The organism is Pseudomonas sp. SC11 (assembly GCF_047039205.1).
GTDB classification, from domain to species: domain Bacteria; phylum Pseudomonadota; class Gammaproteobacteria; order Pseudomonadales; family Pseudomonadaceae; genus Aquipseudomonas; species Aquipseudomonas boreofloridensis.
Window position 1 is genome coordinate 1979733 of the sequence record NZ_CP178183.1, and the last position, 25064, is coordinate 2004796.

Annotated in this window: 9 protein-coding genes; 3 read left to right on the forward strand and 6 right to left on the reverse strand. The window is 65.7% G+C overall.

The window, feature by feature from the left end:
• Positions 1-186: 186 nt before the first annotated feature.
• The gene (locus ACK2SD_RS09250; protein WP_412461940.1) at positions 187-13140 is read left to right on the forward strand and encodes a non-ribosomal peptide synthetase; all 12954 of its coding nucleotides are present in this window, start codon (positions 187-189) and stop codon (positions 13138-13140) included.
• A 56-nt stretch (positions 13141-13196) separates the two neighbouring features.
• Here the strand turns inward: ACK2SD_RS09250 and ACK2SD_RS09255 are convergent, their stop codons facing one another.
• From ACK2SD_RS09255 to ACK2SD_RS09275, 5 genes are all read right to left on the reverse strand, one after another.
• Positions 13197-16019: an RHS repeat-associated core domain-containing protein gene (locus ACK2SD_RS09255; RefSeq protein ID WP_412461941.1), complete on the reverse strand. Its 2823-nt coding sequence runs from the start codon at positions 16017-16019 to the stop codon at positions 13197-13199.
• Positions 16020-16130: 111 nt separating this feature from the next.
• A complete protein-coding gene (dsbG, locus tag ACK2SD_RS09260; protein ID WP_412461942.1) occupies positions 16131-16889 on the reverse strand; it encodes a thiol:disulfide interchange protein DsbG in 759 nt (252 codons plus the stop codon).
• A 1-nt stretch (position 16890) separates the two neighbouring features.
• Positions 16891-17730 carry a prolipoprotein diacylglyceryl transferase family protein gene (locus ACK2SD_RS09265; RefSeq protein ID WP_412462291.1) on the reverse strand — a complete coding sequence of 280 codons (840 nt, stop codon included), beginning with the start codon at positions 17728-17730 and terminating at the stop codon, positions 16891-16893.
• Positions 17730-19460, reverse strand: a complete 1731-nt coding sequence (dsbD, locus tag ACK2SD_RS09270) for a protein-disulfide reductase DsbD (RefSeq protein ID WP_412461943.1) — start codon at positions 19458-19460, stop codon at positions 17730-17732. Before dsbD ends, ACK2SD_RS09265 begins: the two co-directional genes overlap by 1 nt.
• Before the next feature lie 122 nt (positions 19461-19582).
• Complete coding sequence (locus tag ACK2SD_RS09275; RefSeq protein ID WP_039578800.1) at positions 19583-21511, reverse strand: transglycosylase SLT domain-containing protein; 1929 nt, start codon at positions 21509-21511, stop codon at positions 19583-19585.
• A gap of 235 nt (positions 21512-21746) precedes the next feature.
• On the opposite strand from ACK2SD_RS09275, the gene ACK2SD_RS09280 reads away from it, so the two are divergent.
• Positions 21747-23678: an ATP-binding cassette domain-containing protein gene (locus ACK2SD_RS09280; RefSeq protein ID WP_412461944.1), complete on the forward strand. Its 1932-nt coding sequence runs from the start codon at positions 21747-21749 to the stop codon at positions 23676-23678.
• 57 nt (positions 23679-23735) lie between these two features.
• Here the strand turns inward: ACK2SD_RS09280 and ACK2SD_RS09285 are convergent, their stop codons facing one another.
• Positions 23736-24176: a universal stress protein gene (locus ACK2SD_RS09285; RefSeq protein ID WP_029613037.1), complete on the reverse strand. Its 441-nt coding sequence runs from the start codon at positions 24174-24176 to the stop codon at positions 23736-23738.
• A 107-nt stretch (positions 24177-24283) separates the two neighbouring features.
• Between ACK2SD_RS09285 and ACK2SD_RS09290 the strand changes: the two genes are divergently transcribed.
• Positions 24284-24721 (forward strand): hypothetical protein, encoded by a 438-nt coding sequence (locus ACK2SD_RS09290; protein ID WP_039578796.1) that lies wholly within the window; start codon positions 24284-24286, stop codon positions 24719-24721.
• Positions 24722-25064 lie beyond the last annotated feature (343 nt).

Consider the following 25064-nt stretch of genomic DNA (forward strand, 5'->3'; position numbering starts at 1 on the left):
CTAAGCTGAATTGCGCGCGTGACCGCTCTGTGAAGGTGGCTTGAACACCTTGCGACGTTTCTAATTATTTCCACTGCCCATCCGTTCCCCTGTGTACATCCAGCCGCCGCCTGCCGCCGCCCGTCGTGCCCCCAGCACCGGGCCCGGCCCCGGCTCGCCCCACCCAGACACTGGCAGGAACATTCCATGACGGACGCCTTCGAACTCCCGCTCACGCTGGTCCAGGCCCTGGCGCAACGCGCTGCGGCCACCCCGGACCGGATCGCCCTGCGCTTTCTCGCCGACGATCCGAGCGACCAGGCGGTGCTCAGCTACCGTGAGCTGGACCTGCGGGCACGCACCATCGCGGCGGCGCTGCAGGCCCGCGCGAGCCTGGGCGACCGGGCGATCCTGCTGTTTCCCAGCGGCCCGGACTACGTCGCGGCGTTCTTCGGATGCCTGTACGCCGGGGTGATCGCCGTGCCGGCCTATCCGCCGGAGTCCTCGCGCCAGCATCATCAGCAGCGCCTGCTGTCGATCATCGACGACGCCCAGCCGCGCCTGTTGCTGACCGTGCAGAGCCTGCACGACAGCCTGCGCGGGCTCGAGGCATTGTCCGCGCAGGATGCCCCGGCGCTGCTGGCGGTCGACACGCTCGCGGCGGACCTCGCCGCCACCTGGCAGGCACCGACGTTGTCCAGCGACGATATCGCCTTCCTCCAGTACACCTCCGGCTCCACCGCGTTGCCCAAGGGCGTGCAGGTCAGCCATGGCAATCTGGTTGCCAACGAACAACTGATCCGCCACGGCTTCGGCATCGACCTCAACCCCGATGACGTGATCGTCAGTTGGTTGCCGCTGTACCACGACATGGGCCTGATCGGCGGTCTGCTGCAGCCGATCTTCAGTGGTGTGCCCTGTGTGCTGATGTCGCCCGGCTACTTCCTGGCCCGGCCGCTGCGCTGGTTGCAGGCGATCAGCGACTACGGCGGCACCATCAGCGGCGGCCCCGACTTCGCCTATCGCCTGTGCTGCGAGCGGGTCAGCGAAGCCGCCTTGGCCGGGCTCGACCTCAGTCGCTGGCGCGTGGCTTACTCCGGTTCCGAGCCGATTCGCCAGGACAGCCTCGAAACCTTCGCCGACAAATTCGCCGCCTGCGGTTTCCAGCCGAGCAGTTTCTTCGCCAGCTACGGGCTGGCCGAGGCGACCCTGTTCGTCAGTGGCAGCCGACGCGGTCAGGGCATTGCGGCATTGGCGCTGGATGCCGACGCCTTCGCCGCCCACCGCGCCGAACCGGGCACAGGCAGCGTGCTGATGAGTTGCGGTTACCCGCAGCCAGGTCATGCCGTGCGTATCGTCGAACCGCAGCAAATGGCCCTCCTGGACGACGGCCAGGTGGGCGAAATCTGGGCGACAGGCCCGAGCATCGCCCGGGGCTACTGGCGCAACCCCGAGGCCAGCGCGCGCACCTTCGTCGAGCAGGATGGCCAGACCTGGCTGCGCACTGGCGACCTGGGTTTCATGCGCGCCGGCGAGCTGTTCGTCAGCGGACGCCTGAAGGACATGCTGATCGTGCGCGGTCAGAACCTGTATCCGCAGGACCTGGAGAAAACCCTCGAAACAGCCGTCGAGGGTCTGCGCAAAGGCCGGGTGGCGGTGTTCGCGGTGGACGACAACGGCGAGGAAGCCATTGGCGTAGCGGTAGAGATCAGTCGCAACGTGCAGAAGGCCGTGGCGCCTGAGGTACTGATAAAGACCCTGCGCCAGGTGGTCGCCGACGCCTGCCGCCAGGCACCGGCCGTGGTATTGCTGCTCAACCCGGGCGCGCTGCCCAAGACCTCCAGCGGCAAGTTGCAGCGTTCGGCGTGCCGTCAGCGCCTGCACGACGGCAGCCTGGATTGCTACGCCCGCTTCCCGGACACGCCGACTGCGAGCACACCAGCAGCGACCCTCGACACCCTGCACGCCCGCATCGCTGAGGTGTGGCGCGAACAGCTGGGCGTCGAGTCGGTCGCGGCGGATGATCATTTCCTGCTGTTGGGCGGCAACTCCATCGCGGCCACCCAGGTCACGGCGCGGCTGTCCGAGGAACTGGGCGTGACGCTGAGTCTGCGGACCCTGTTCGAAGCCCCGGTGCTGGCCGACTACAGCGCAGCGGTGGCGGCACTGCTGGCGTCCGGCGAGCAGGGCAGCGGCGCCATTGCCGCCCTCGACCGCGCCCAGCCCCTGCCACAGTCGCTGGCGCAGAACCGCTTGTGGTTGCTGTGGCAACTGGCGCCCGAGTCGGCGGCCTACAACATCCCGGCCGGGCTGCGTCTGCGTGGCGAGCTGGATCCGGCTGCCGTGCAGGCGAGCTTCCAGGCGCTGGTCGATCGTCACGAAGCACTGCGCACGCGCTTCAGCGAAGTCGATGGTCAGGCATTGCAACAGGTGCAGCCGCAGGTCGAGTTCAGCCTGCAGCACCTGGACTGTGAAGGGCTGCCGGCCAGTGAAGTGGCCAGCCGCCGTGAGCACGAGGCCGTTCAGCCCTTCGACCTGGGTCGAGGACCGCTGTTGCGGGTGACCCTGGTGCGCCTGGCCGATGACGAGCATCAGCTCTGGATGACCTTGCACCACATCGTCGCCGATGGCTGGTCGTTGAATATCCTGCTCGACGAGTTCGCCCGCCTGTACGCGGGTCACTGCCAGGGTCAACCCGTGCACCTGGCGCCCTTGCCACTGGGGTATGCCGACTACGGCACCTGGCAGCGCCAGTGGCTGGCGCAAGGCGAGGGCGCACGTCAGTTGCAGTTCTGGACCGAGCAGTTGGGCGAGCAGCCGCCGGTGCTCGACCTGTGCACCGACCATCCCCGCTCGGCGCAACGTGAACAGCATGCCGCGCGCTTGACCGTGAAGGTGCCCAATGCGCTGGCCCAGGCGCTCGAAGGCCTGGGGCGCGATCATCAGGCGAGCCTGTTCATGGTGCTGCTGGCCGGCTGGCAGGCGCTGCTGCAGCGCTACACCGGCCAAACCGACATCCGCGTCGGGGTGCCCAATGCCAACCGTCCGCGCCTGGACACCCAGGGCCTGGTCGGCTTCTTCATCAACACCCAGGTGCTGCGCGCCGAGCTCGATGGGCGCACCGCATTCGACCAGTTGCTGGCGCAGGTCCGCACCCGCACCCTCGATGCCCAGGCCAATCAGGATCTGCCGTTCGAGCAACTGCTCGAAGCATTGCCTCAGGCCCGCGAGCAGGGCCTGTTCCAAGTCATGTTCAATCACCAGCAGCGCGATCTGTCGGCCCTGCGTCGTCTGCCTGGCCTGCTGGCCGATGAGTTGCCCTGGCACAGCCGCGAGGCCAAGTTCGACCTGCAGTTGCACAGCGAACAGGACCACCAAGGCCGCCTGTCGCTGGCCTTCGACTACGCTGCCGAGCTGTTCGACGCGAGTACCGTCGAGCGTCTGGCGCAGCACCTGCTGGCGCTGCTGGAACAGGTGTGTGCCCAGCCGAGCCTGCCCATCGGCGAGGTGCGCCTGCTCGATGAGGCCGACAACGCCCAACTGCTCGCCTGGGGGCAGGCGCCGTGCCAAGCGCCGGCAGCTCTGTTGGTCGAACGACTCAACGAACAGGCCCGCCTGACCCCCGAGCGCATTGCCCTGGTCTGGGAGGGCGGTGAACTGGACTACGCCAGCCTGCACCAGCAGGCCAACCGCCTGGCCCATTACCTGCGCGACAAAGGCGTCGGCCCCGACACCTGCGTGGCCATCGCTGTGGAACGCTCGCCGCAGTTGCTGATCGGCCTGCTGGCGATCCTCAAGGCCGGTGGTGCCTACGTGCCGCTTGACGTCGATTACCCGGCCGAACGCCTGGCCTACATGCTGGCCGATTGCGGCGCGAGTCTGCTGCTGAGCCAGAGTCATCTGCGCGAACGCCTGCCGCAGGTGGATGGCGTCAGCACCATCGCCCTGGACCAGTTGCACTTGGACAACTGGCCGAACCAGGCGCCGGGTCTGCACCTGGAAGGCGAGCATCTGGCCTACGTCATCTATACCTCCGGTTCCACCGGTCGCCCCAAGGGTGTGGGCAATACCCATGCAGCGCTGGCCGAACGGCTGGGCTGGATGCAGGCCACCTACGCCCTCGATGCCAGCGATGTGCTGATGCAGAAGGCGCCGATCAGTTTCGACGTGTCGGTGTGGGAATGCTTCTGGCCGCTGGTCACGGGCTGCCGTCTGGTGCTGGCCGGCCCCGGCGAGCACCGCGACCCGCGCCGTATCGCCGAGCTGGTGCAGCAGCATGGGGTGACCACGCTGCACTTCGTGCCGCCGCTGTTGCAGGTGTTCGTTCAGGAACCTCTGGCGGCCGGCTGCACCTCTCTGCGCCGGTTGTTCTCCGGGGGCGAGGCATTGCCCGCCAGCCTGCGTGACCGTGCCCTGGCGCTGTTGCCACGGGTGCAGGTGCATAACCGCTATGGGCCGACCGAGACTGCGATCAACGTCACCCACTGGCACAGCCGGCGCGAAGACGGCGAGCGCTCGCCCATCGGTCGGCCGCTGGGCAATGTGCTGTGCCGGGTGCTGGACGATCAGTTCGAGCCGACCGCCCTCGGCGTGCCCGGCGAGCTGTGCCTGGGCGGTGCGGGCCTGGCCCGCGGCTACCTGGGCCGTCCAGGGCTGACCGCCGAGCGCTTCGTGCCCCAGCCCGATGGCGATGGCCAGCGCCTGTACCGCAGCGGCGACCGCGCCCGCTGGCGGCTGGACAGTGGCGCGCTGGACTACCTCGGACGCCTCGACCAGCAGGTGAAGGTACGCGGGTTCCGCGTCGAGCCTGAGGAAGTGCAGGCACGGTTGCTGGCCCAGCCCGGCGTGGATCAGGCGCTGGTGTTGATTCACCAGGATGCCGTCGGCGCGCAACTGATCGGTTACTACAGTGGTGTCGAATGCAGTGACGCGCTGCTGGCCCACCTGAGTCAGCACCTGCCGGCGTACATGGTGCCCGCCCAATTGATCCACCTGGCGCAGATGCCGCTGGGGCCGAGCGGCAAGATCGACCGGCGGGCCCTGCCGGCGCCGGTCTGGCAGCAGCACGCGCACGTCGAGCCGCACAGCGCACTGCAACGGCAAGTGGCGGCGGTCTGGCGCGAGGTGCTGAACCTGCCGCAGGTCGGTCTGCAGGACGACTTTTTCGCCCTCGGCGGCCATTCGCTGCTGGCCACCCAGATCGTCTCGCGCTGCCGCCAGGCCTGCGATGTCGAGCTGCCGCTCAAGAGCCTGTTCGAGGCCAGCGAGCTGGGTGCATTCTGCGCCGAGATCGCGCGCATCCAGGCGGCAGGCGGACGCAACCTGCAGGGGCCGATCGCCCGTGTCGATCGCCGCCAGGCCGTGCCACTGTCGTACTCCCAGCAGCGCATGTGGTTCCTCTGGCAGATGGAGCCGGACAGCCCCGCGTACAACGTCGGCGGCATGGCGCGCTTGCGCGGAGCCTTGCACGTGGACGCCTTCGAGCGGGCCTTGCAGGCGCTGGTCGCGCGTCACGAAACCCTGCGCACCACCTTCCCCAGCATCGACGGCAAGCCTTACCAGTGCGTGGCCGATGACGCCGGCCTGCGCCTGCAATGGCAGGACTTCAGCGCGCTGCCGGCGGCCAGCCGTCAACCGCGCTTGCAGCGACTGGCCGACGAGCAGGCGCACCAGCCCTTCGATCTGGAGCGTGGCCCGCTGCTGCGAGCGTGCCTGGTCAAGACCGAGGCGCGCGAGCATTACTTCGTCCTGACCCTGCACCATATCGTCACCGAGGGCTGGGCGATGGACATCTTCGCCCGCGAACTGGGTGAGCTCTACGAAGCCTTCGTCGACGAGCGCGAATCGCCCCTGGCGCCGCTACCGGTGCAGTACCTGGACTACAGCCTGTGGCAGCGTCAGTGGCTGGACGCCGGTGAGGGCGCGCGTCAGTTGGCCTATTGGAAAGACCGTCTGGGCGACGAGCACCCCGTGCTGGCGCTGCCCGCCGATCGTCCGCGGCCGGCGGTGCAAAGTCATCGCGGCGGGCTGTACCGCTTCGACCTCGACCCGGCACTGGTCGAGCGGGTGCATGCCTTCAACAGCCAGCGCGGGTTGACGATGTTCATGACCATGACGGCGACCCTGGCCGTGTTGCTGCACCGCTACAGCGGTCAGCGCGACCTGCGCATCGGCGCGCCGGTGGCCAACCGTATCCGCCCGGAAAGCGAAGGGCTGATCGGCGCCTTCCTCAACACCCAGGTGCTGCGTTGCGAGCTGGACGGGCAGATGAGCGCTGCCGAACTGCTCGACCAGGTGCGCCAGACCGTCATCGACGGCCAGTCGCACCAGGACTTGCCATTCGACCAGTTGGTCGAAGCCCTGCAGCCGCCGCGCAGCAGCGCCTACAACCCGCTGTTCCAGGTGATGTGCAACGTCCAGCGCTGGGCCTTCCAGCAAAGCCGCAGCCTGGCCGGCATGCAAGTGGACTATCTGGTCAACGATGCCAGCGCCACCAAGTTCGACCTGTACCTGGAAGTCACCGACCTGGACGGTCGTCTGGGCTGCTGCTTCACCTACAGCCATGACCTGTTCGACCAACCGCGCATCGCGCGCATGGCCGAGCACTTGCAGCACTTGTTGAGCGGGCTGCTCGACGATGACCGGCAGCGCCTGTGTCAGTTGCCGATGCTGACGGACGCCGAGCAGCAGGTGCTGATCGGTCAGTTGCAAGGCGAGCAGGACTTCGACCTCGACCAAACGCTGCATGGCTTGTTCGCCGCCCAGGTCGCGCGTGCGCCCCAGGCGTTGGCGCTGACCTTCGCCGGTCGGCACCTGAGCTATGCCGAGCTCGACCAGCAGGCCAACCGCCTGGCGCGGGCCTTGCGTGAGCGTGGGGTGGGACCGCAGGTGCGCGTCGGCCTGGCGCTGGAGCGCTCGCTGGAGATGGTGGTGGGGCTGCTGGCGATTCTCAAGGCCGGTGGCGCCTATGTGCCGCTGGACCCGGAATACCCCCTCGAGCGCTTGCACTACATGATCCAGGACAGTCGCCTGGGCCTGCTGATCGCCTCGCGCGACTTGCTCTTTACCCTCGGCGAGCTGCCCGAAGGCGTGGCCACCTGGAGCCTGGAAGACGATGCGGCGTCGCTGTCCGCCCACAGCGACGCTGCGCTGGACAACCTCAACCTGGCGCAGCACTCGGCCTACCTGATCTACACCTCGGGCTCCACCGGCCAGCCCAAGGGCGTGGTGGTCAGCCACGGCGAGATCGCCATGCACTGCCAGGCGGTGATCGCTGACTTCGGCATGCGCAGCGACGACTGCGAGTTGCACTTCTATTCGATCAACTTCGACGCGGCCACCGAGCGCCTGCTGACGCCGCTGTTGTGCGGCGCCCGGGTGGTGCTGCGTGCGCAAGGGCAGTGGGGCGCCGAGGAGATCTGCGAACTGGCGCGCGAGCAGCGGGTGAGCATTCTGGGCTTCACCCCGAGCTATGGCAGCCAACTGGCGCAGTTCCTCGCCAGCCGTGGCGAGGCGCTACCGGTGCGGCTGGTGATCACCGGCGGCGAGGCGCTGACCGGCGAGCACCTGCAGCGTATCCGCCAGGCCTTCGTGCCGCAGCAGGTGTTCAATGCCTATGGCCCCACCGAGACGGTCGTCATGCCGCTGGCCTGTCTGGCGCCGCAGACAGTGCCCAGCGATGCCGGCAGCGTGCCGATCGGTCGTGTGGTCGGTGCGCGCACCGGGTATATCCTCGACGAAGACCTGGCGCTGTTGCCCCAAGGTGGTATCGGCGAGTTGTACATCGGCGGCGCCGGGCTTGCCCAGGGCTACCACGACCGTGCGGGGCTCACGGCCGAGCGTTTCGTGGCCGACCCGTTCAGCCATCACGGTGGACGCCTGTATCGCACCGGCGATCTGGTGCGCCTGGGCGCGGACGGCCTGGTGGAATACATCGGTCGCGCCGACCAGCAGGTGAAGATCCGCGGTTTCCGCATCGAGTTGGGCGAGATCGAAAGCTGCCTGCAAAGCCATCCCGACGTCGAGCAGGCGGTTGTCCTGGCCCTCGACCTGCCCGGTGGCAAGCAGTTGGTCGGCTACCTGGTCTGCCCGCAGGCCACGGCGGGCAGTGAAGCCCAGGCGCACCTGCGCGAAACCGTGAAGGTGCAGGCTCGCCAGCACCTGCCGGACTACATGGTGCCCGCGCACCTGGTGCTGCTGGAATGCCTGCCGCTGATGGGCAACGGCAAGCTCGACCGTCGCGCGCTGCCGGCGCCTGACCTCGAACAGGCCGGGCAGCACTACCTGGCGCCGACCACCGCGCGGCAAGTGCAATTGGCGCAGGTCTGGCGCGAGGTGTTGAACGTTTCCCGCGTCGGTGTGCAGGACAACTTCTTCGAGCTGGGCGGCGATTCGATCCTGTCGATCCAGGTGGTCAGCCGCGCCCGCCAGTTGGGCTTGCAGTTCACCCCGCGCGACCTGTTCCAGCACCAGACCATCCTGGCCCTGGCCGAGGTCGTGACCGAGGGCGCGGCGCCGACCCAGGTGGAGCAGGGCGCTCGCCAGGGCCGTATTGGCCTGACCCCGATCCAGCACTGGTTCTTCGACAGCGACGTGCCGCAACCGCAGCACTGGAACCAGGCGCTGCTGCTCGAAGTGCGCCAGCCGTTGCAGGCCGAGCGTCTCGAAGCGGCGCTGGCCGCGCTGGTGCAGCACCACGACAGCCTGCGCCTGCGCTTCACCCAGGCGCATGGGCAATGGCAGGGCGAGTACGCCGCTGCCAGCACTGAGCCGCTGCTGTGGACGGCAACGGTAGCCGATTTCGCCGATTGCCAGGCGCTGTACGACGACGCCCAGCGCAGCCTGGACCTGACCGCAGGGCCGCTGCTGCGCGGTCTGCTGCTCACCGATGACGCCGGACAGCAACGTCTGCTGCTGGCGATCCATCACCTGGTGGTCGATGGTGTGTCCTGGCGTGTGCTGCTCGAAGACCTGCAGACGCTGTACCGGGGTCACCGTGTGCCGGCCAAGACCCATTCGCCGGGCGACTGGGCTGCCCGACTGAGCCATTACGCCGGCAGCGATTCGCTGCGTGACGAGCTGGACTGGTGGGACGCCCAGTTGAGCGGCGTGGTGCGCGAACTGCCGTGCGATCACCCGCAGGGCGGCAACCTGCACCGACATGCCCGTACCCTGGCGATCGCCCTGGACCGCGAGCAGACCCGCCAACTGCTGCAACAGGCGCCTGCGGCCTACCGTACGCAGGTCAATGACCTGCTGCTCACCGCGCTGGCGCGCACCCTGTGCCGCTGGAGCGGCGAAGCGCACGCGCTGGTGCAGCTCGAAGGCCATGGCCGCGAGGGACTGTTCGAAGACATCGACCTGACCCGCAGTGTCGGCTGGTTCACCAATGCCTATCCGCTGAGCCTGAGCCCGGTGTTCGGCGATGACGACAGCGCTCGCGCTGCCTCGATCAAGGCGATCAAGGAGCAACTGCGCCAGGTGCCGCACAAGGGGCTGGGCTTCGGCGTGCTGCGCTACCTGGCCGATGCGCCGCTGCGCGAACGCATGGCTGCACTGCCGCAGGCGCGCATCACCTTCAACTACCTGGGGCAGTTCGACCAGCAGTTCGATGACGCCGCACTGTTCCAGCCGCTGGACGCGCCGGCCGGCTTGGCCCATGACCTGGAGGCACCACTGCCGAACTGGCTGAGTGTCGATGGCCAGGTCTATGGCGGCGCCTTGCAGTTGCGCTGGACCTTCAGCCGCGAACGCTACGACGAGGCCAGCATCGCCGCGCTGGCCGAGGCCTACCGTGAGGAACTGCTGGCGCTGGTCGAGCATTGCCTGGTCGAAGGCCATGGCAGCTTCACGCCGTCGGACTTCCCATTGGCTCGCCTGACCCAGGAACAGATCGACGCGCTGCCGGTGCCTGCCGCGGACATCGAGGATGTCTATCCGCTGACGCCCATGCAGGAGGGGCTGCTGTTGCACACCTTGCTCGAACCGGGCACTGGCATTTACTACATGCAGGATCGCTACCGCATCAACAGCGAGCTGGACCCGGCGCGTTTCGCCCAGGCCTGGCAGGCCGTGGTCGCACGGCACGAGGCGCTGCGCGCGTCGTTCAGCTGGAACGCCGGTGAAGCGATGCTGCAGATCATCCACAAACCCGGCAACACGCCGCTGGACTACCAAGACTGGCGCGACCTGGACGACGCCGCCCAGGAAGCGCGCCTGCAAGCCCTGCACCAGCAGGAACGCGAAGCGGGTTTCGAGTTGCTGCGCGAGGCGCCGTTCCATCTGCGCCTGGTGCGGGTCGCCGACGCGCGCTATTGGTTCATGATGAGCAACCACCACATCCTCATCGATGCCTGGTGCCGCTCGCTGCTGATGAACGACTTCTTCGAGCTCTACCAGGCGCTCGGTGAAGGCCGCACGGCGCAGTTGCCGGTGCCGCCGCGTTACCGCGACTACATCGGCTGGCTGCAGCGTCAGGACCTGGACGAGGCGCGTCACTGGTGGCAGGCCAACCTGGCCGGTTTCGAGCGGGCCACGGCCATTCCCAGCGACCGTCCGCTGCGCCATGACCACGCCGGTGACGGCATGCTCGTCGGTGATTGCTACACCCGCCTGCAGGCCAGTGAAGGGACGCGTCTGCGCGAACTGGCCCAGGCCCACCAGTTGACCGTCAACACCTTCGCTCAGGCCGCCTGGGCGCTGGTGCTGGCGCGCTACAGCGGTGAGCGCGACGTGCTGTTCGGGGTGACCGTGGCCGGTCGTCCGGTGAGCTTGCCGCAGATGCAGCGCACGGTCGGGCTGTTCATCAACAGCATCGCCTTGCGCGTGCAGTTGCCCGCTGCCGGCGAGCGCCTGAGCGTGCGCCAGTGGCTGCAAGGGCTGCTCGAACGCAACATGCAACTGCGCGAATACGAGTACTTGCCGTTGGTTGCCATCCAGGAGTGCAGTGCGCTGCCCAAGGGCCAGCCGCTGTTCGACAGCCTGTTCGTGTTCGAGAACGCGCCGGTCGAGACCGCCGTACTCGATCATGCCCAGCACTTCAATGCCAGTTCCGATTCCGGTCGCACCCACACCAACTTCCCGCTGACGGCGGTGTGCTATCCGGGCGACGACCTGGGGCTGCACCTGTCGTTCGACCAGCGTTACTTCGATCACGCCACCGTCGAGCGCCTGCTGGCCGAGTTCAAGCGGCTGCTGCTGGCGCTGGTCGAGGGCTTCGATGGTCAGATGGAGGCCTTGCCGCTGCTCGGCGTCGAAGAACAGCGCTTCCTGCTCGAGGACTGCAACCGTACCGAGCATGCCTACACGCTGGAGCAGAGTTATGTGGCGCTGTTCGAGGCGCGGGTGGCGGCGCATCCGCAGCGCACGGTCGCGCGCTGCCTGGAAGCGTCCTACGACTATGCTGGGCTGAATCTGGCAGCCAACCGCCTGGGGCACGCGCTTCAGGCGCTTGGCGTGGGCATCGATCAGCCGGTCGCGCTGCTGGCCGAACGCGGCTTGCCGCTGCTGGGGATGATCGTTGGCAGCTTCAAGGCCGGGGCCGGTTACCTGCCGCTGGATCCGGGCCTGCCGTCGGTCCGTTTGCAGCGCATCGTCGAACTGAGCCGCACGCCGGTGCTGGTGTGCAGCGCCGCCTGCGCCGAGCAGGCGCGCCAGTTGCTCGATGAGCTGGGCAGCGTGACGCGACCACAACTGCTGGTGTGGGAAGAGGTCCAGGCCGGTCAGGTGGCCAGTCACGATCCAGGTCTCTACAGTGCCCCGGACAACCTCGCCTACGTCATCTACACCTCCGGCTCCACCGGCTTGCCCAAGGGGGTGATGGTCGAGCAGCGCGGCATGCTCAACAACCAACTGAGCAAGGTGCCTTACCTGGCCCTGGACGAGCACGACGTGATCGCGCAGACCGCGTCGCAGAGCTTCGACATCTCGGTGTGGCAGTTCCTCGCCGCGCCGCTGTTCGGCGCCTGCGTCGAGATCGTGCCCAATGCCATCGCCCACGACCCGCAAGGTTTGCTGGCGCACGTGCAGTCACGCGGCATCACCGTGCTGGAAAGTGTGCCGTCGCTGATCCAGGGCATGCTGGCCAACGATCATCAAGCGCTGGATGGCCTGCGCTGGATGCTGCCTACAGGCGAAGCGATGCCGCCGGAGCTGGCAGCGCAGTGGCTGGCGCGGTATTCAGGGATCGGTCTGGTCAACGCTTACGGTCCGGCAGAGTGCTCGGACGATGTGGCGTTCTTCCGCGTCGATGTCGAATCGACGCGCGGCAGCTACCTGCCCATCGGCACGCCGACCGACAACAACCGCCTGTACCTCTATGGCGAGGAGCAGACCCTGGTGCCGTTGGGCGCGGTGGGCGAGCTGTGCGTGGCTGGCACGGGTGTTGGTCGCGGCTATGTCGGCGATCCGGCCCGCACGGCCTTGGCATTCATCCCGCACCCACACGGCGCGCCGGGCGAACGCCTGTATCGCACGGGCGATCTGGCACGGCGGCGCGCCGATGGCGTGCTCGAATATGTCGGACGCATCGATCATCAAGTGAAGATTCGCGGCTACCGCATCGAACTGGGTGAGATCGAAGCGCGTCTGCACGAGCAACCTGAACTGCGCGACGTCGCGGTCGGCGTGCAGGAGGGTGCCAACGGCAAGCATCTGGTGGGCTACCTGGTGGCGCATCAGGGCGTGTCGGCCGATGCCGCGCTGCTCGATCAGCTCAAGCAGCGACTGCGCGCCGAACTGCCCGAGTACATGGTGCCGCTGCACTGGGGCTGGTTCGACAGCCTGCCGCACAACGCCAACGGCAAGCTCGACCGCAAGGCGCTGCCGGCCATCGAGATCGGTGCTCAGCACCAGCAAGACTATCTGGCGCCGCGCAATGAGCTGGAGCGGACCTTGGCCGACATCTGGGCCGAAGTGCTCAGGGTCGAGCGGGTCGGGGTACACGACAATTTCTTCGAGCTGGGCGGGCACTCGCTGCTGGCCACGCAGATCGCCTCGCGGGTGCAGAAGCGTCTGCAACTCAACGTGCCGCTGCGGGCGATGTTCGAGTGCAGCACGGTGGAGGCATTGGCGCAATACGTCGAAGGGGTGCGCGACAGTGCGCTGGATGAGGCCAAGGTGGATCGGTTGAGTGATTTGATGGCGATGTTGGAGGGGGCATGAGGTTGCCCCGACGCCCGTGTCGTACGCGAGGGATCATGTGACTGATGAGCGATCCCTCAAAATGATGCGCGTCTCCTGGGCGGATCGCGAGGCGCGATGTTCTTGCGTCGGTGAAATTGCTGGGGCGTGCTATGCGCTGAGCGGTCGGATACCAGGCTGGCGTTCGGCGCAGTGCCCTCTGGGTCTGTGATGTTTATAACGGTCTGCCTGCCGATGTTCTGAGTTCCGGTAATCACGTTCACGGTGCCGATACTCACCGGGCTGGTGCTGTTGATGTTGACTGTCACGGTCTGCGCTTCAGGCATGCCTTCCAGAGTCGTGCTTACTGATGCGAAATCTTGATCACGTGCTGGTGTAGGCACGCGTGAGCCGAGGTGAATCCAAGCTTCACCTGCCGCCGGGTCGTCCTCTGGAATCTCGATTTTGGGAAACAGGTCTTGAATAGTGGGGAACTCGTTGTGGCGCATGTCATTCAGGAGCCCGAGAATGGAAAAAATCTGCTCGCTCACACTGAGTCCGACGGTGGTATTCCCGATGGCGTTCGCCGTGGCGTGACTCACCCCCGCCGCAGAAGCGGCCACTAACGTCGTCGCTGATACCGTGCTTGCCAGCCCGGTGATGAACGCAGCGGAGTCCAGGTTGAATGAGAGCGAGCGCATGCTGTATTTCAAGCCGCGGAAGATTTGCTCAGTGGTATGTCGAAACCCTTGACCGCCTCGGTAAACGCCAATGATCGTGATGAGTTTCTTTAGCAAGCTCAGCGCTGTCGTTGCGACTGCAATACGCGTAACTATCTGTTGCCACGACGGGCCTGGCGCCCACAAGTCAGACGATTCGGTGCTTGTCGGGGCGGCCTCTTGACCCGTCGTGTCCTCTGGAATCCGGCCATCGTTATCGGCGTAGCGCAGGGGGTTGCTGGTATTCGCAGTGTAAAGGTTCACTCCGTCCACCAGCCCGCTCGGATCGGCACTCAACCACCGGCATGACCCCGCCTGGTAATAGCGCCAGCCGTAGTAATAAAGCCCACTGGCGTCGAGCTCCTTGCCCGCATACCGCTGGGTTCGCCGTCTCAGCCCATCGACTTCCGCGGCGTGTTCGTCCAGGCCGGTACTCTCGCCATAGGGCGCGAACTCTTCGCGCGATACGACGTTGCCCGCTTCATCCGTTTCACCCACGCCGCTACCCAGATGATCGGTGAAGGCGTAGCGCAGGTAGGTCTTGCCGTGCACCCGATCCTGTATCCAGCGCACCCCCTCCGCTTCACTGATCAGCACATGGCGTTGCGCCGCGGGCTGGCCGTCGCGTGTTCTGATGCGCAACTCGCAGTCTTCGAGGTAAGTGGTCACAGTGGTCTGCGCGGCTCCGGCCACTTGCACGGTGTTGATCTTGCGCCGTCGGGTGCCCCCATCGGCGTAGCGATACTGTTCGCGGTCATCCATCGCTTCGCGGGCGCGGGTCACCAGCGTGACCTCGGCCAACTGGTTATCGGTGCGCCAGGTCAGCGCCCGGCCATCGACCGTCTGCTTCTGCAAGCCGCCTGCGAAGAAGCCGGTGTCTGGGGTGAGCCCGTGCCCTTCGGGCAGCGCCCGGTTGCTGTGCGTCGAGACACGCAACTGGCGGGAGCGCTGGCCGCTGCCGCCGTTGTGAACGAGGGTGGTCAGGTTGTCGCCGTCGTCGTAGACGTAGTGCTCCCGGTAGGGTGTCCAGACGCGGCCACCTTGACGGTCGGCGGCGCCGAAGGCCGGTGACCCGTAACCCGCCACGGGGGTGCGCTCGCGGCCGCTGGCGTCGATCAGGCGGTACAGGGTGTCGTAGGCATACTCGCGCAGACCGTCTGTGCGCTGATTGCCATGCCATTGCGGATCAGCGCCCTGATCGTCCAGCTCGAGCAGATTACCGACCGGGTCGTAGCGGTAATGCAAGTCGCTGATCAGCAGATAGCCAAGCGGGTGGTCGGCCGGGCGCGCGGTACGGTGTTGGATCAGGCGGTGGTCCAACGGCGAGTAACGATAGTGATCGACCACTCCGTTGCCTGACTCGTACCTTAAGACCTTGCCGTCCGCACTGCGCGTGGCGTCGGCCAGCGCCAGGGCTTCCTGATCGCCTTGCCGTAGGCAGGTGCGACAGACGGCGCCACTGATATCGCGTTCGATAGAGCGTGTCAGGCCGACGGCGTCGGTACGGTTGAGCAGTTCGCCGGTGGCATCGTAATCGCAGAGGGCGGTATGCACATCGGTCTCGAGATCGTCTTCAGGGCCCTCGGTCCAGTCAGGCTGATCCACTTGCACCTGCAACAGGCACTGCCGCTGCGCCAGCGGCTGTCCGGTGAGCGCCAGCGCGACAGTACGGGTCAGTCCGGCATCGTCGAAATGCTCCATGACGGCGCCGGCCCTGTTGCGTGCGCGTTGAGCGTCGGTCACCGGTGCATAAATCAAGCGTTCGCGCATGCGCGGCAAGCCCGCCGCCGCTTGCTCGAACAGCGCGTGGCGTCGCGCGCCTTGTTCGGGGCGCTCGTAATCGTGCCAGTGACGTGTGCCCTGGGCATTGCAGGTCCACAACGGGCGCCCGGCACCATCGACGAGCGCTAGCGACGTATCGCCATCGACACTGTGCAGGGCCAACGGTCGGCCGCCCAGACCCAGGTAGACGGCGGCGTCGGCCAGCGTGGGCGCTCCCTCCGAGGTGCGCAAGGGCCGTGGTCCGAACTCACGGACCGTGCGGCTGATTTCATCGGTGTGCGTGCGATGGCGCAGGATCCTGGGCGTGTCAGCGTGCGACTGGCGCAACAAGCGCAGACTCGCCACCCGTGTACCGGTCGCAGAGCTGACGCTGACCTGTGGCGTATCGGCATGCAGGCGCACTGTTTCGCGATCCAACATTAGCTTTTCCTATCTTTACGCCTTAAGGCACAGCGGTCGCTCGGCCACGATCCTGCACTGCAGCGAGTCTAGGAAAATGCCTGTTGCCGCGCACCTGACAGATCTACCAGGTCAACGCTTGCCGAGGATCTTGCCGAGCATTTCCGGGCGCGGAGCACCTTGTTGACTCTGCAATTGCCCTTGCTCGTCGCGGTAGAAGATCGCGGGTGTTGCGCCCAGCCCCAGGTCCTCCATCAGCGCCTGATTGGCGGTAAGCTGCGCTTGAACCGACTCAGGAATGCTTTCCAGCGGCTTCAGCGTGCTCGCCTTACCGGCGCTCTCATGCGCCTGCAGGGCCTTGGCCGGGTCCTTGGCGGCCAGCAGTGCGGCGGATTTGCCTGGGCTGTCCGGCCGAATGATGCCGACCATGATATGGCGCAGTTGCACCTTGCCCGAGGCGATCCATGGCCGAGCCTGTTCCCAGAACATGTTGCAGTAGGGGCAGTTCGGGTCGCTGAACAGGTAGACGGTGCGTGGTGCGTCGGCCTTTCCATCGGCGATCCAGGCGGCGTTCTCCAGCTTCGCCCAGATAGCCTTGCTCATCGGGGCGTAGACCAGCTTATCCAGCGGTTCGGCGCTCAGGTCCTGGCCCTGCTCGTCGAACAGGCTACCGACCAGCACGTGCTTGCCATCGGGCGTCAGGTACAAGGCAATCCCGTTGTTGTGATACTCGGCGGCATAGCCACGCAGGCCGTCGGGCGCATCGAAGCTGCCTTTGATCACGGCACCCTTGGCCTCCATCTGGCGGATGGGCTCGGGCCAGGATTCTGCCTGGGTCAACGGGGCGGCAAGCAGGCTCACCATCAAAGTCAGCAAAGCGGTCATTCGCATGTCATTGTCCTCGTGCAGGGGGAGCGTCGGGTTTGGCGGGCCGTTCGAGTGTGGTAAGGCCATTGAGCAGGCTGGCGCGCGACAATTCGCCCAGATGGCTGCCAGCCAGGCGACCGTGAGCGTCGTAGAACAGGGTAGTGGGCAGGGCCATCGAGCCGACCTGTTGGGCCAGTTGTCCGGCGCCATCGAACAGCACATGTTGCAGGCTCAGCCCGGTAGTGGCGAGAAAAGTGCTGACACTCTCGACCGTCTCGCCCTGGTTGACGAACAGGAAAGTCACCTCGGGATGGTCGCTCTGTGCCTGTTGCAGCACCGGCATTTCTCTCCGGCAAGGCGGGCACCACGTGGCCCAGAGGTTGATCACCAGAGGCTTGCCGCGATAGCTGTGCAGCGCCACCGCCTCGCCGCTGGCGTTACGCAGGGCCAGATCCGGCAACTCGGTGCCTTTGCTGTACAGATGGCTGCCCAGACTCGCCAACCCCCAGAACAGCGCGCCGCTGAACAGTGCCCAGCTGAGTGGGCGGCGGAGGGCAGGGCGGCGCAGACCTTGCCAGAGCGTGGCGGCGACGATTCCGAAAAGCCCGCCCCAGAGCTGAAAGCCGCCATCACGAATGTCGATGATCTGCAGCGGATCGTCGCGGTACATGGCCCAGTACTGGAGGACGAAGCCAAGGCGGGCGCACAGCACGCCGATCAGGAACACATTGAACAGCGCCGATTCCGGATTTTCCCCGCCCCGGCGCGCCACCGCCCAGCCGACCAGGCAGGCGACACCCAACGCCATGAGCAGCAGCAGGTGATTCAAGGCCATGGTCAGCGGCCCCAGGGTTATCGTCAGCATCATCCTTCACTCCTGATCCTGGCCCAGTGTTGCAGGAACGTGGTGGCATCGACTTCGCCGGTGATACGCCGGTGGCGCCGTTCCTCGCCCTCCGGGCCGATCCACACCAGCGTGGGTGGTCCCGGGACCTGGTAGCGCTGCAACAATGCGCGGCTGGCCGGGGTGTCGGCGGTGACATCCAGGCGCAGGATGCGTACATCGTCCAGGCTGGCCTGGACGTCGCTGCGAGCGAACACTTGCTTGTCCATCACTTTGCAGGAAGCGCACCAGTCGGCGTAGTAATCGATCAACACCCATTGCTGATTGGCCTTGGCGGCGTCGAGTTCACGCTGCAGCGCTTGAGGGTTGTCCAGCGTGAGGGCTTGCTCCTGATGCGTGTTGGCCGTGGTGCCTGCTGGGGTGCCGACGAAGGGCTGCAAGGGCTGCCACAGGTCGCCACCGCCCGCCGCAGCGCCGACCAGCAGCAACCCTCCCCACAGTCCACCCAGTAATGGCAAGGCGCGCAGTGCAGGCAGGCGTTGCAAGCCAGGCCAGGCCGCCCAGGCCAGGGCGATCAACCAGCCCCCGGCCAGCGCCAGCAGCAGCGGGCTGGGGAGCAAGGTGCGTACGGTATACAGGGCCATGGCCAGGAACACGAAGCCGAATACCCCTTTGACCCGATCCATCCAGGCGCCAGGGCGAGGCAGGTAGCGGTTGCCCACCGTCACCAGCAACAGCAGCGGCACGCCCATGCCCAGCCCCAGGCTGAACAGCACCAGTGCGCCGTGCACGACATCGCCGCTCTGCGCGATGTACAGCAGCGCACCGGCCAGCGGAGCCGTCATGCAGGGCCCCAGCAGTAGCCCCGACAGCGCACCGAGCAGCGCCGCTCCATACAGGTTACCGCCCCGCGCCCCGCGCCCGGCGCGGTCGAGACGGTCGCGCAGGGCGGTCGGCAACTGCAACTCGAAGGCACCGAACATCGGCAGGGCGAGGATCACGAACAACGCGGCCAGGCCACCCAGCAGCCAGGGTTGTTGCAGCCAGGCCTGCACACTCGCCCCCAGCAGGGCGGCGATCACGCCCAGCGCGGCGTACACCAGTGCCATGCTCAGTACGTAGACCGCAGCCAACATTGCCCCGCGCCGTGCGCTGGCGCCGTTGCCCATGACCAGTCCCGCCAGGATCGGCAGCATCGGCAGCGAGCAGGGCGTAAAGGCCAGCAGCAAGCCCAGGCCGAAGAAGGCCAGCAGGCTCCAGGCCAGGCTGGCGTCCTGCAGGCTGCTGGCCAGCGACTGGTCGCTGGCTTGGTCGTCGAGGGCGGTGGTCGGTGGCGACGCGGCCGCCTGGCCCCCGAGGTCGATCACCGTGGTCTGGGGTGGGTAGCACAACCCCGCATCGGCGCAGCCTTGCCAACCCAGGCGCAGCGAGCCACTGGCACCGGCAGGCAGCAGCAGTTCCAGCTCGGTGCGATACACCGCGCTGTCACCGAAGAACTCGTCGTGATGATTGAGTGCCTGTGGCAATTGCGGCTGTTGCTCGGGCGCAATGCCGTCGAACTTCAGGCGCTTCTGGTAGAGGTAATAGCCGTCCTTGATCTGGAAATACAGGCGCGTCTGACCGGAGGGTAGACGGTCGTGGGTGAGCACGAAGGCCTGGTCCACCGGCAGGAAGTCCGACTTGGGGGCAAAGGGGTTGGCCTGAAGTGGGCCGGCGAGCAGAAATGTCAGAAGCAGCAGGAGAACACGCATGTCGACGCCTTGGCAGTGCAGTGATTGCACCATGCTGGAGCGAGCTGATTAACCGTGGGTTAACCCAGTCCGACATGAGGCCCTTTCAAAGCCGTGGGAAAGCTCCGAAAGGGCTGCGAGGCTTACATGTCGTCGAAGTAGCGCTCGTGCCAGTCCACCAACGGTTGCGGTACGTTGAGTTTCTGGCCGTAGATGACCGAGTACGACAGGACGTTCTGCACGTACTGACGGGTTTCATCGAATGGAATCGACTCGACCCAGACATCGAAACTCAAGTGCTTGGCGCCTTTGAGCCACTGCCGCACGCGGCCCGGGCCGGCGTTGTAGGCAGCCGATGCCAGCACCCGGTTGCCGTTGAACTGCCCATGTACCTGGCTGAGGTAGGCGGCGCCCAGCTGGATGTTCTTGTCCGGGTCCAGTACCTGCGCTGGCGAGGCCAGCGGAATGCTGAACTTGCGCGCGGTCTCCTTGGCAGTGCCTGGCATCAATTGCATCAGGCCGCTGGCGCCCACGGGCGAGCGGGCGTCGTCCATGAACGCGCTTTCCTGGCGGGTAATGGCGAACACCCAGCTCGAATGCAGGCCGCGGACCTTGGCTTCGCGCACCAGGGTGTCGCGGTGGGCCATGGGGAAGCGAATGTCCAGATCGTCCCAGTACTGGGCCTGGCTGATGGTGCGGATGGCCGGGAAGTACCAGCGCAGATCGTAAGCCAGGCGCGCCTGGGCGACCATCTCGTCGCGGTTGAAGTGACGGCTGACGTGGTACCACTCGCGCCGCCCCTCGACGATCTGCCCGCGCGCATGGAATTCCAGGGCGCGGCGCACGCCGGGCGTGTTGCGCACTTTGTTCAGCAGGGCCTGGCTCAGCACCAGCGGTTTGTTGTTGAGCTGGTAAGGCGTCTGCGCCCGATCGGCAGCCAGGAAGCCATAGAAGTCGCGCTCACGCGACACGTTCTTGTACAGCAGCGGGATCTGCGGGTTGTTCGGTTGTGCCAGTTCCAGGCTGCGCGCCTGCCAGTAGCGCCAGCGGCTGCTGCCGGCCAGGTCCTGGGGCAGGCGTCGGCTCAGTTCGTAGGCGTCCTCCCAGCGGCCCAGGCGCAGCAGCAGGCGCATGCGCCATTCGCTGACGGTGTTGTCGCGCAGCTCCGGGTCGTAGCGTGTCATCAGGTCGAGTGCGCGGGGGTCGTAGCGGCGGGCGAGGGTGAGACCGATTTCGCGGGCGATGGCGACTTTTTCATCGCGTGAGAAGTGCATGCGCTGGGCGTAGTCGTCGAGCAGCGCCATGGCCTGGTCCGGATCCTGGCGTGCCAGGCGACGCAGGCCCAGGCTGACGACATCGGACATGGCGTCACTGGCCGGCTGGAAGCGGGAAGGCTGCTTGAGCAGTTCCGGTTTCTGCGCCACGTCGATCAGCAACTTTCCCTGTGTGCCGAGCGTGGGCAGGGTCTGTACCAGGTTATTGGCCAGACTGTAGTTGCGTGCTTCGGCCGCCAATTTGGCCCGTTGCCAGCGCCGCGCCTCGGTGAGCTGGCCCTCGGCGGCCCACAGACCGAACAAGGTATCGCAGGTCGCTGGTTGCGACTTGCCGACATTCCACAGCTTCTCGGCCGTGGCGAAACCTTCGGCGCGCTGGCCGCTGGCCAGTTGATACTGGCCATTGAGGCAGTCCAGTTCGGTGAAATTGAGTTTGGCGTCGTAATAACGGGCGAAGGTTTTCCAGTCGCCGCGTTCGGCCAGCCAGCGCAGCCAGCGCAATTTCATCCAGTTGGCCTGGGGAAGGTCGCCGTGCTTTGCGAGAAAACCCTCGATTTCCTCGTTGCTGGCGGTCTTCAGCCGTGCGGTGAGTTCGTCGTAGGCCAGGTAAGGGGTCAGCGGGTAGTCGCTCAGGGCTTGGGCGTAGCGCAGGTAAGGCCCCTTGTCGCCTTTGGCGAGTGCGCGTTTGGCCTCGTCGTAGTACTGGCGCTGCTGGGTGATGTCGGTGGCGTGGGCAGCGCTCGCGGTGGCGGCGCTGAGCACCAGGCAGGAAACGAAGTGGAACAGGCGGCTGCGCATGAGACGTCCGGGCAGTTGAACCATGAGAAAGTGACGGCGAAGCCAACACTGGTGAGGTCGTTTGGTTCCTAGCTTAGCCGGTTGCCGGTCGTGGATGAAAGCACTGTGCTTGTATCGAATCGTGAACCTCGACCACGCGTCGCAAAGCCTGCGCTGCGCCAGCACACCGCTGCATGCACCGGCCAAGGCAGGGCAAAAGTCAGGTAGAATGCGCGCCCGGTTTTTGGAGATGATCATGACCCTGCTCAAATTCAGCGATGTGTCCCTCGCGTTCGGTGCCATGCCGCTGCTGGACAAAGTGTCCTGGCAGATCGCCCGTGGCGAGCGGGTGTGCATCATCGGTCGCAATGGCACTGGCAAGTCCAGCATGCTGCGCCTGGTCAAGGGTGAGCAAAAACCCGACGAAGGTGACATCTGGCGTGCCCCCGGGCTGAAAATTGGCGAGCTGCCGCAGGAACTGCCGGTGGCCGACGACCGCAGCGTGTTTGACGTGGTGGCCGAGGGTCTGGATGGCGTTGGCGCCTTGCTCGCCGAATACCATCACCTGAGCCAGAACATCCAGGGCGACGACGACCTGGACAAGCTGATGCACGTCCAGCACGAGATCGAGGCCCGCGATGGCTGGCGTCTGCAACAGGTCGTGGAAAGCACCCTGAGTCGCCTGCAACTGCCGGCGGACAAGACCCTCGCCGAGTTATCCGGCGGCTGGCGTCGACGTGTCCTGCTGGCTCAGGCCTTGGTGTCCGAGCCCGATCTGCTGCTGCTCGACGAGCCGACCAACCACCTGGACATCGGCGCCATCGCCTGGCTGGAAGAGGCCCTGAATGGCTTCAACGGCGCCGTGCTGTTCATCACCCACGACCGTTCCTTCCTGCAGAACCTGGCCACCCGCATCCTCGAACTGGACCGTGGCGGACTGATCGACTGGAACGGCGACTACGCCAGTTTCCTGGTGCACAAAGAAGCGGCGCTGGCCGCAGAAGAGACCGCCAACGCGCTGTTCGACAAGCGTCTGGCCCAGGAGGAGGTCTGGATCCGCCAGGGTATCAAGGCCCGGCGTACCCGCAACGAAGGGCGGGTGCGCGCCCTCAAGGCGCTGCGCGTGGAGCGCGGTGAGCGTCGTGAGCGCCAGGGTCGGGCGAACATCCAGATCGAGGTCGCGGACAAGTCTGGCAAGCAGGTGATGCTGCTGGACAACGTCAGCTTCGCCCATCCCGAAGGCCCCAAGCTGGTCAAGGATTTCTCGATGGTGCTGCAGCGTCAGGACCGCATTGGCCTGCTCGGCGCCAACGGCACTGGCAAGACCACCTTGCTCAAGCTCATGCTCGGCGACCTGGAGCCCACCCGTGGCAAGGTCGAGCGCGGCACCAAGCTGGAGGTCGCCTACTTCGATCAGATGCGTCACCAACTCGATCTCGAGAAGACGGTGATCGATAACCTGGCCGAGGGCCGCGACTTCATCGAAATCGATGGTCAGAACCGGCATGTGCTGAGCTACCTCGGCGACTTCCTGTTCAGCCCGCAGCGTGCGCGCACGCCGGTCAAGGCCTTGTCTGGCGGCGAACGCGCACGGCTGCTGCTGGCCAAGCTGTTCAGCAAACCGGCGAACTTGCTGGTGCTGGACGAGCCGACCAACGACCTGGACGTGGAAACCCTGGAGTTGCTCGAAGAGGTGTTGGCCAACTTCAAGGGCACCGTGCTCATGGTCAGCCACGACCGGGCCTTCCTCGACAATGTGGTGACCAGCACCCTGGTGTTCGAAGGGCAGGGCAAAGTGCGGGAGTATGTCGGGGGCTACGAGGACTGGATTCGTCAGGGCGGCTCGCCCAAGTTGCTGGGGGTGGCCGAGAGCAAGGGCGGCAAGTCCGCGCTCAATAGCGCTGTGGTGGAGAAGGTCGAGGTGACTGACGTGCCCGAACCTGCTGTCGCCCAAACCGCCGACAGCGGCAAGAAAAAACTCAGCTACAAGCTGCAGCGCGAACTGGAGATGCTGCCTGGGCAGATCGATGCACTGGAGCAGAAGATGGCTGTGCTGCAGGCGCAGGTGGGGGCTTCGGACTTCTATCAGCGGCCGATTGCTGAAACCTCGCAGGTGCTGGCCAAGCTCGAACAGTTGCAGGCTGAGCTTGATGCGCTGGTCGAGCGCTGGGCTGAACTGGAGGGCTGAGCGGACCCTGGCACTGCATTCGCGACCTGAGTCACGAGGGCAGTGCCAGCACGGGCATCAGTCCTTTTTCAGCAGTCGCACGGCCAGCACATCGCACGGTGCGCCGTGCAGGACGTCATTGGCCGTGGAGCCCAGCAGCAGCGCCAGGCCATGACGGCCATGGCTGCCGACCACGATCAGGTCGCAGGCTTCATCGGTGGCCAACTGGTGGATCTCCTGGCGAGGCTGGCCATATTTCAGGTGCGAATCGCCGCGATTGATGCCGGGATACTTGGCGTACAACCGGTCCATGCGCTCCTTGGCCTGGTCGAACTGCTGCTGTTGCAGTTGCGAAAGGTCCATCGGCACGTCGCCACCGAATGCCATGGCCATGGGCTCTACGATATGCACCAGCGACACCTTGGCGCCGGTCGGTTCGGCGAGCTTCATGGCGCGCTTGATCACCGGGTCGCATTCCTCGGTCAGGTCGACGGCGACCAGAAGATGTTCGTAGGACATGAGCGGGACTCCTGAAAATCGCGATAGTAAAAGTATGGTCGCTTTCTGGCCCGGCGAGATGAAATGACCAAGCCGCGCCTGTGCAACGCATTATGGGGGATACAGATATGACGGTATGGCTGGTGGTGTCAATCCTTGCGCTGATTCTCAGCCCGCTGGCCTGGCTGCGTCCCTCGCGCAAGCAGAGCGAGCAAATGAACCTGCGGCTGGAGGGCCGGCGCATGGGTCTGGCCATGCAGCTCAGCCCGCAGAAATGGCCGCATTGGCTGGAAAACGAGCCGCCCAGTCCATGCCCCCAATACCACCGTGCGCGGCGCAGAGGGCATGAGGATACTTGGTGCTACTGGCAGGTGAGCCCCGGCGTGTGGCTGAACACCTGGCGTGAGCCCTGCGAGGAACCGCGCTTGGCACAATGCTTCGCGCGCTTGCCTGCCACCGTCTATAAGGTGGAGGCTGATAGCCGCATGATCGCGCTGTGCTGGAGTGAGCGTGGCGACACGGCTGTTCTTCAGGACATCGCGCATACCCTGGAAACACTCGCCTGAACCTTTTCCCAGCCCTGGCAGCCACGTCGATCCCGCTGATCCTCAGGGCAAAAAGGCCAGGCTTGCGCCCCGTCAACAGCGAAAGCGCCTGCAACTTCATCGGCGCGTTCATGCTTTCGTCTGAGCTGACTTCTTTTCCTACGCCATTTTCACCGCATCACGCCTGAATTGCTGTGATGAATGGTGAGCAATCAGGCTCATCCTGTTTTTTCAAATCTGTAACAAAATGACTGGAAAGTCGCTTTTTTCGGGGACTTGTGGGTATTTGACAACTTCGGCCTTTTCGGAGAATGTGTGCGGACCCAAATCAAACGGGCGTATGAATTGAGCGTTTGTATGTTCA

Excerpts from the sequence above, each read along its gene's own strand:
- ACK2SD_RS09250 (WP_412461940.1), top strand. The coding sequence starts at position 187 with ATGACGGACGCCTTCGAACTCCCGCTCACGCTGGTCCAGGCCCTGGCG.
- ACK2SD_RS09255 (WP_412461941.1), bottom strand. The coding sequence starts at position 16,019 with ATGTTGGATCGCGAAACAGTGCGCCTGCATGCCGATACGCCACAGGTC.
- dsbG (WP_412461942.1), bottom strand. The coding sequence starts at position 16,889 with ATGCGAATGACCGCTTTGCTGACTTTGATGGTGAGCCTGCTTGCCGCC.
- ACK2SD_RS09265 (WP_412462291.1), bottom strand. The coding sequence starts at position 17,730 with ATGCTGACGATAACCCTGGGGCCGCTGACCATGGCCTTGAATCACCTG.
- dsbD (WP_412461943.1), bottom strand. The coding sequence starts at position 19,460 with ATGCGTGTTCTCCTGCTGCTTCTGACATTTCTGCTCGCCGGCCCACTT.
- ACK2SD_RS09275 (WP_039578800.1), bottom strand. The coding sequence starts at position 21,511 with ATGCGCAGCCGCCTGTTCCACTTCGTTTCCTGCCTGGTGCTCAGCGCC.
- ACK2SD_RS09280 (WP_412461944.1), top strand. The coding sequence starts at position 21,747 with ATGACCCTGCTCAAATTCAGCGATGTGTCCCTCGCGTTCGGTGCCATG.
- ACK2SD_RS09285 (WP_029613037.1), bottom strand. The coding sequence starts at position 24,176 with ATGTCCTACGAACATCTTCTGGTCGCCGTCGACCTGACCGAGGAATGC.
- ACK2SD_RS09290 (WP_039578796.1), top strand. The coding sequence starts at position 24,284 with ATGACGGTATGGCTGGTGGTGTCAATCCTTGCGCTGATTCTCAGCCCG.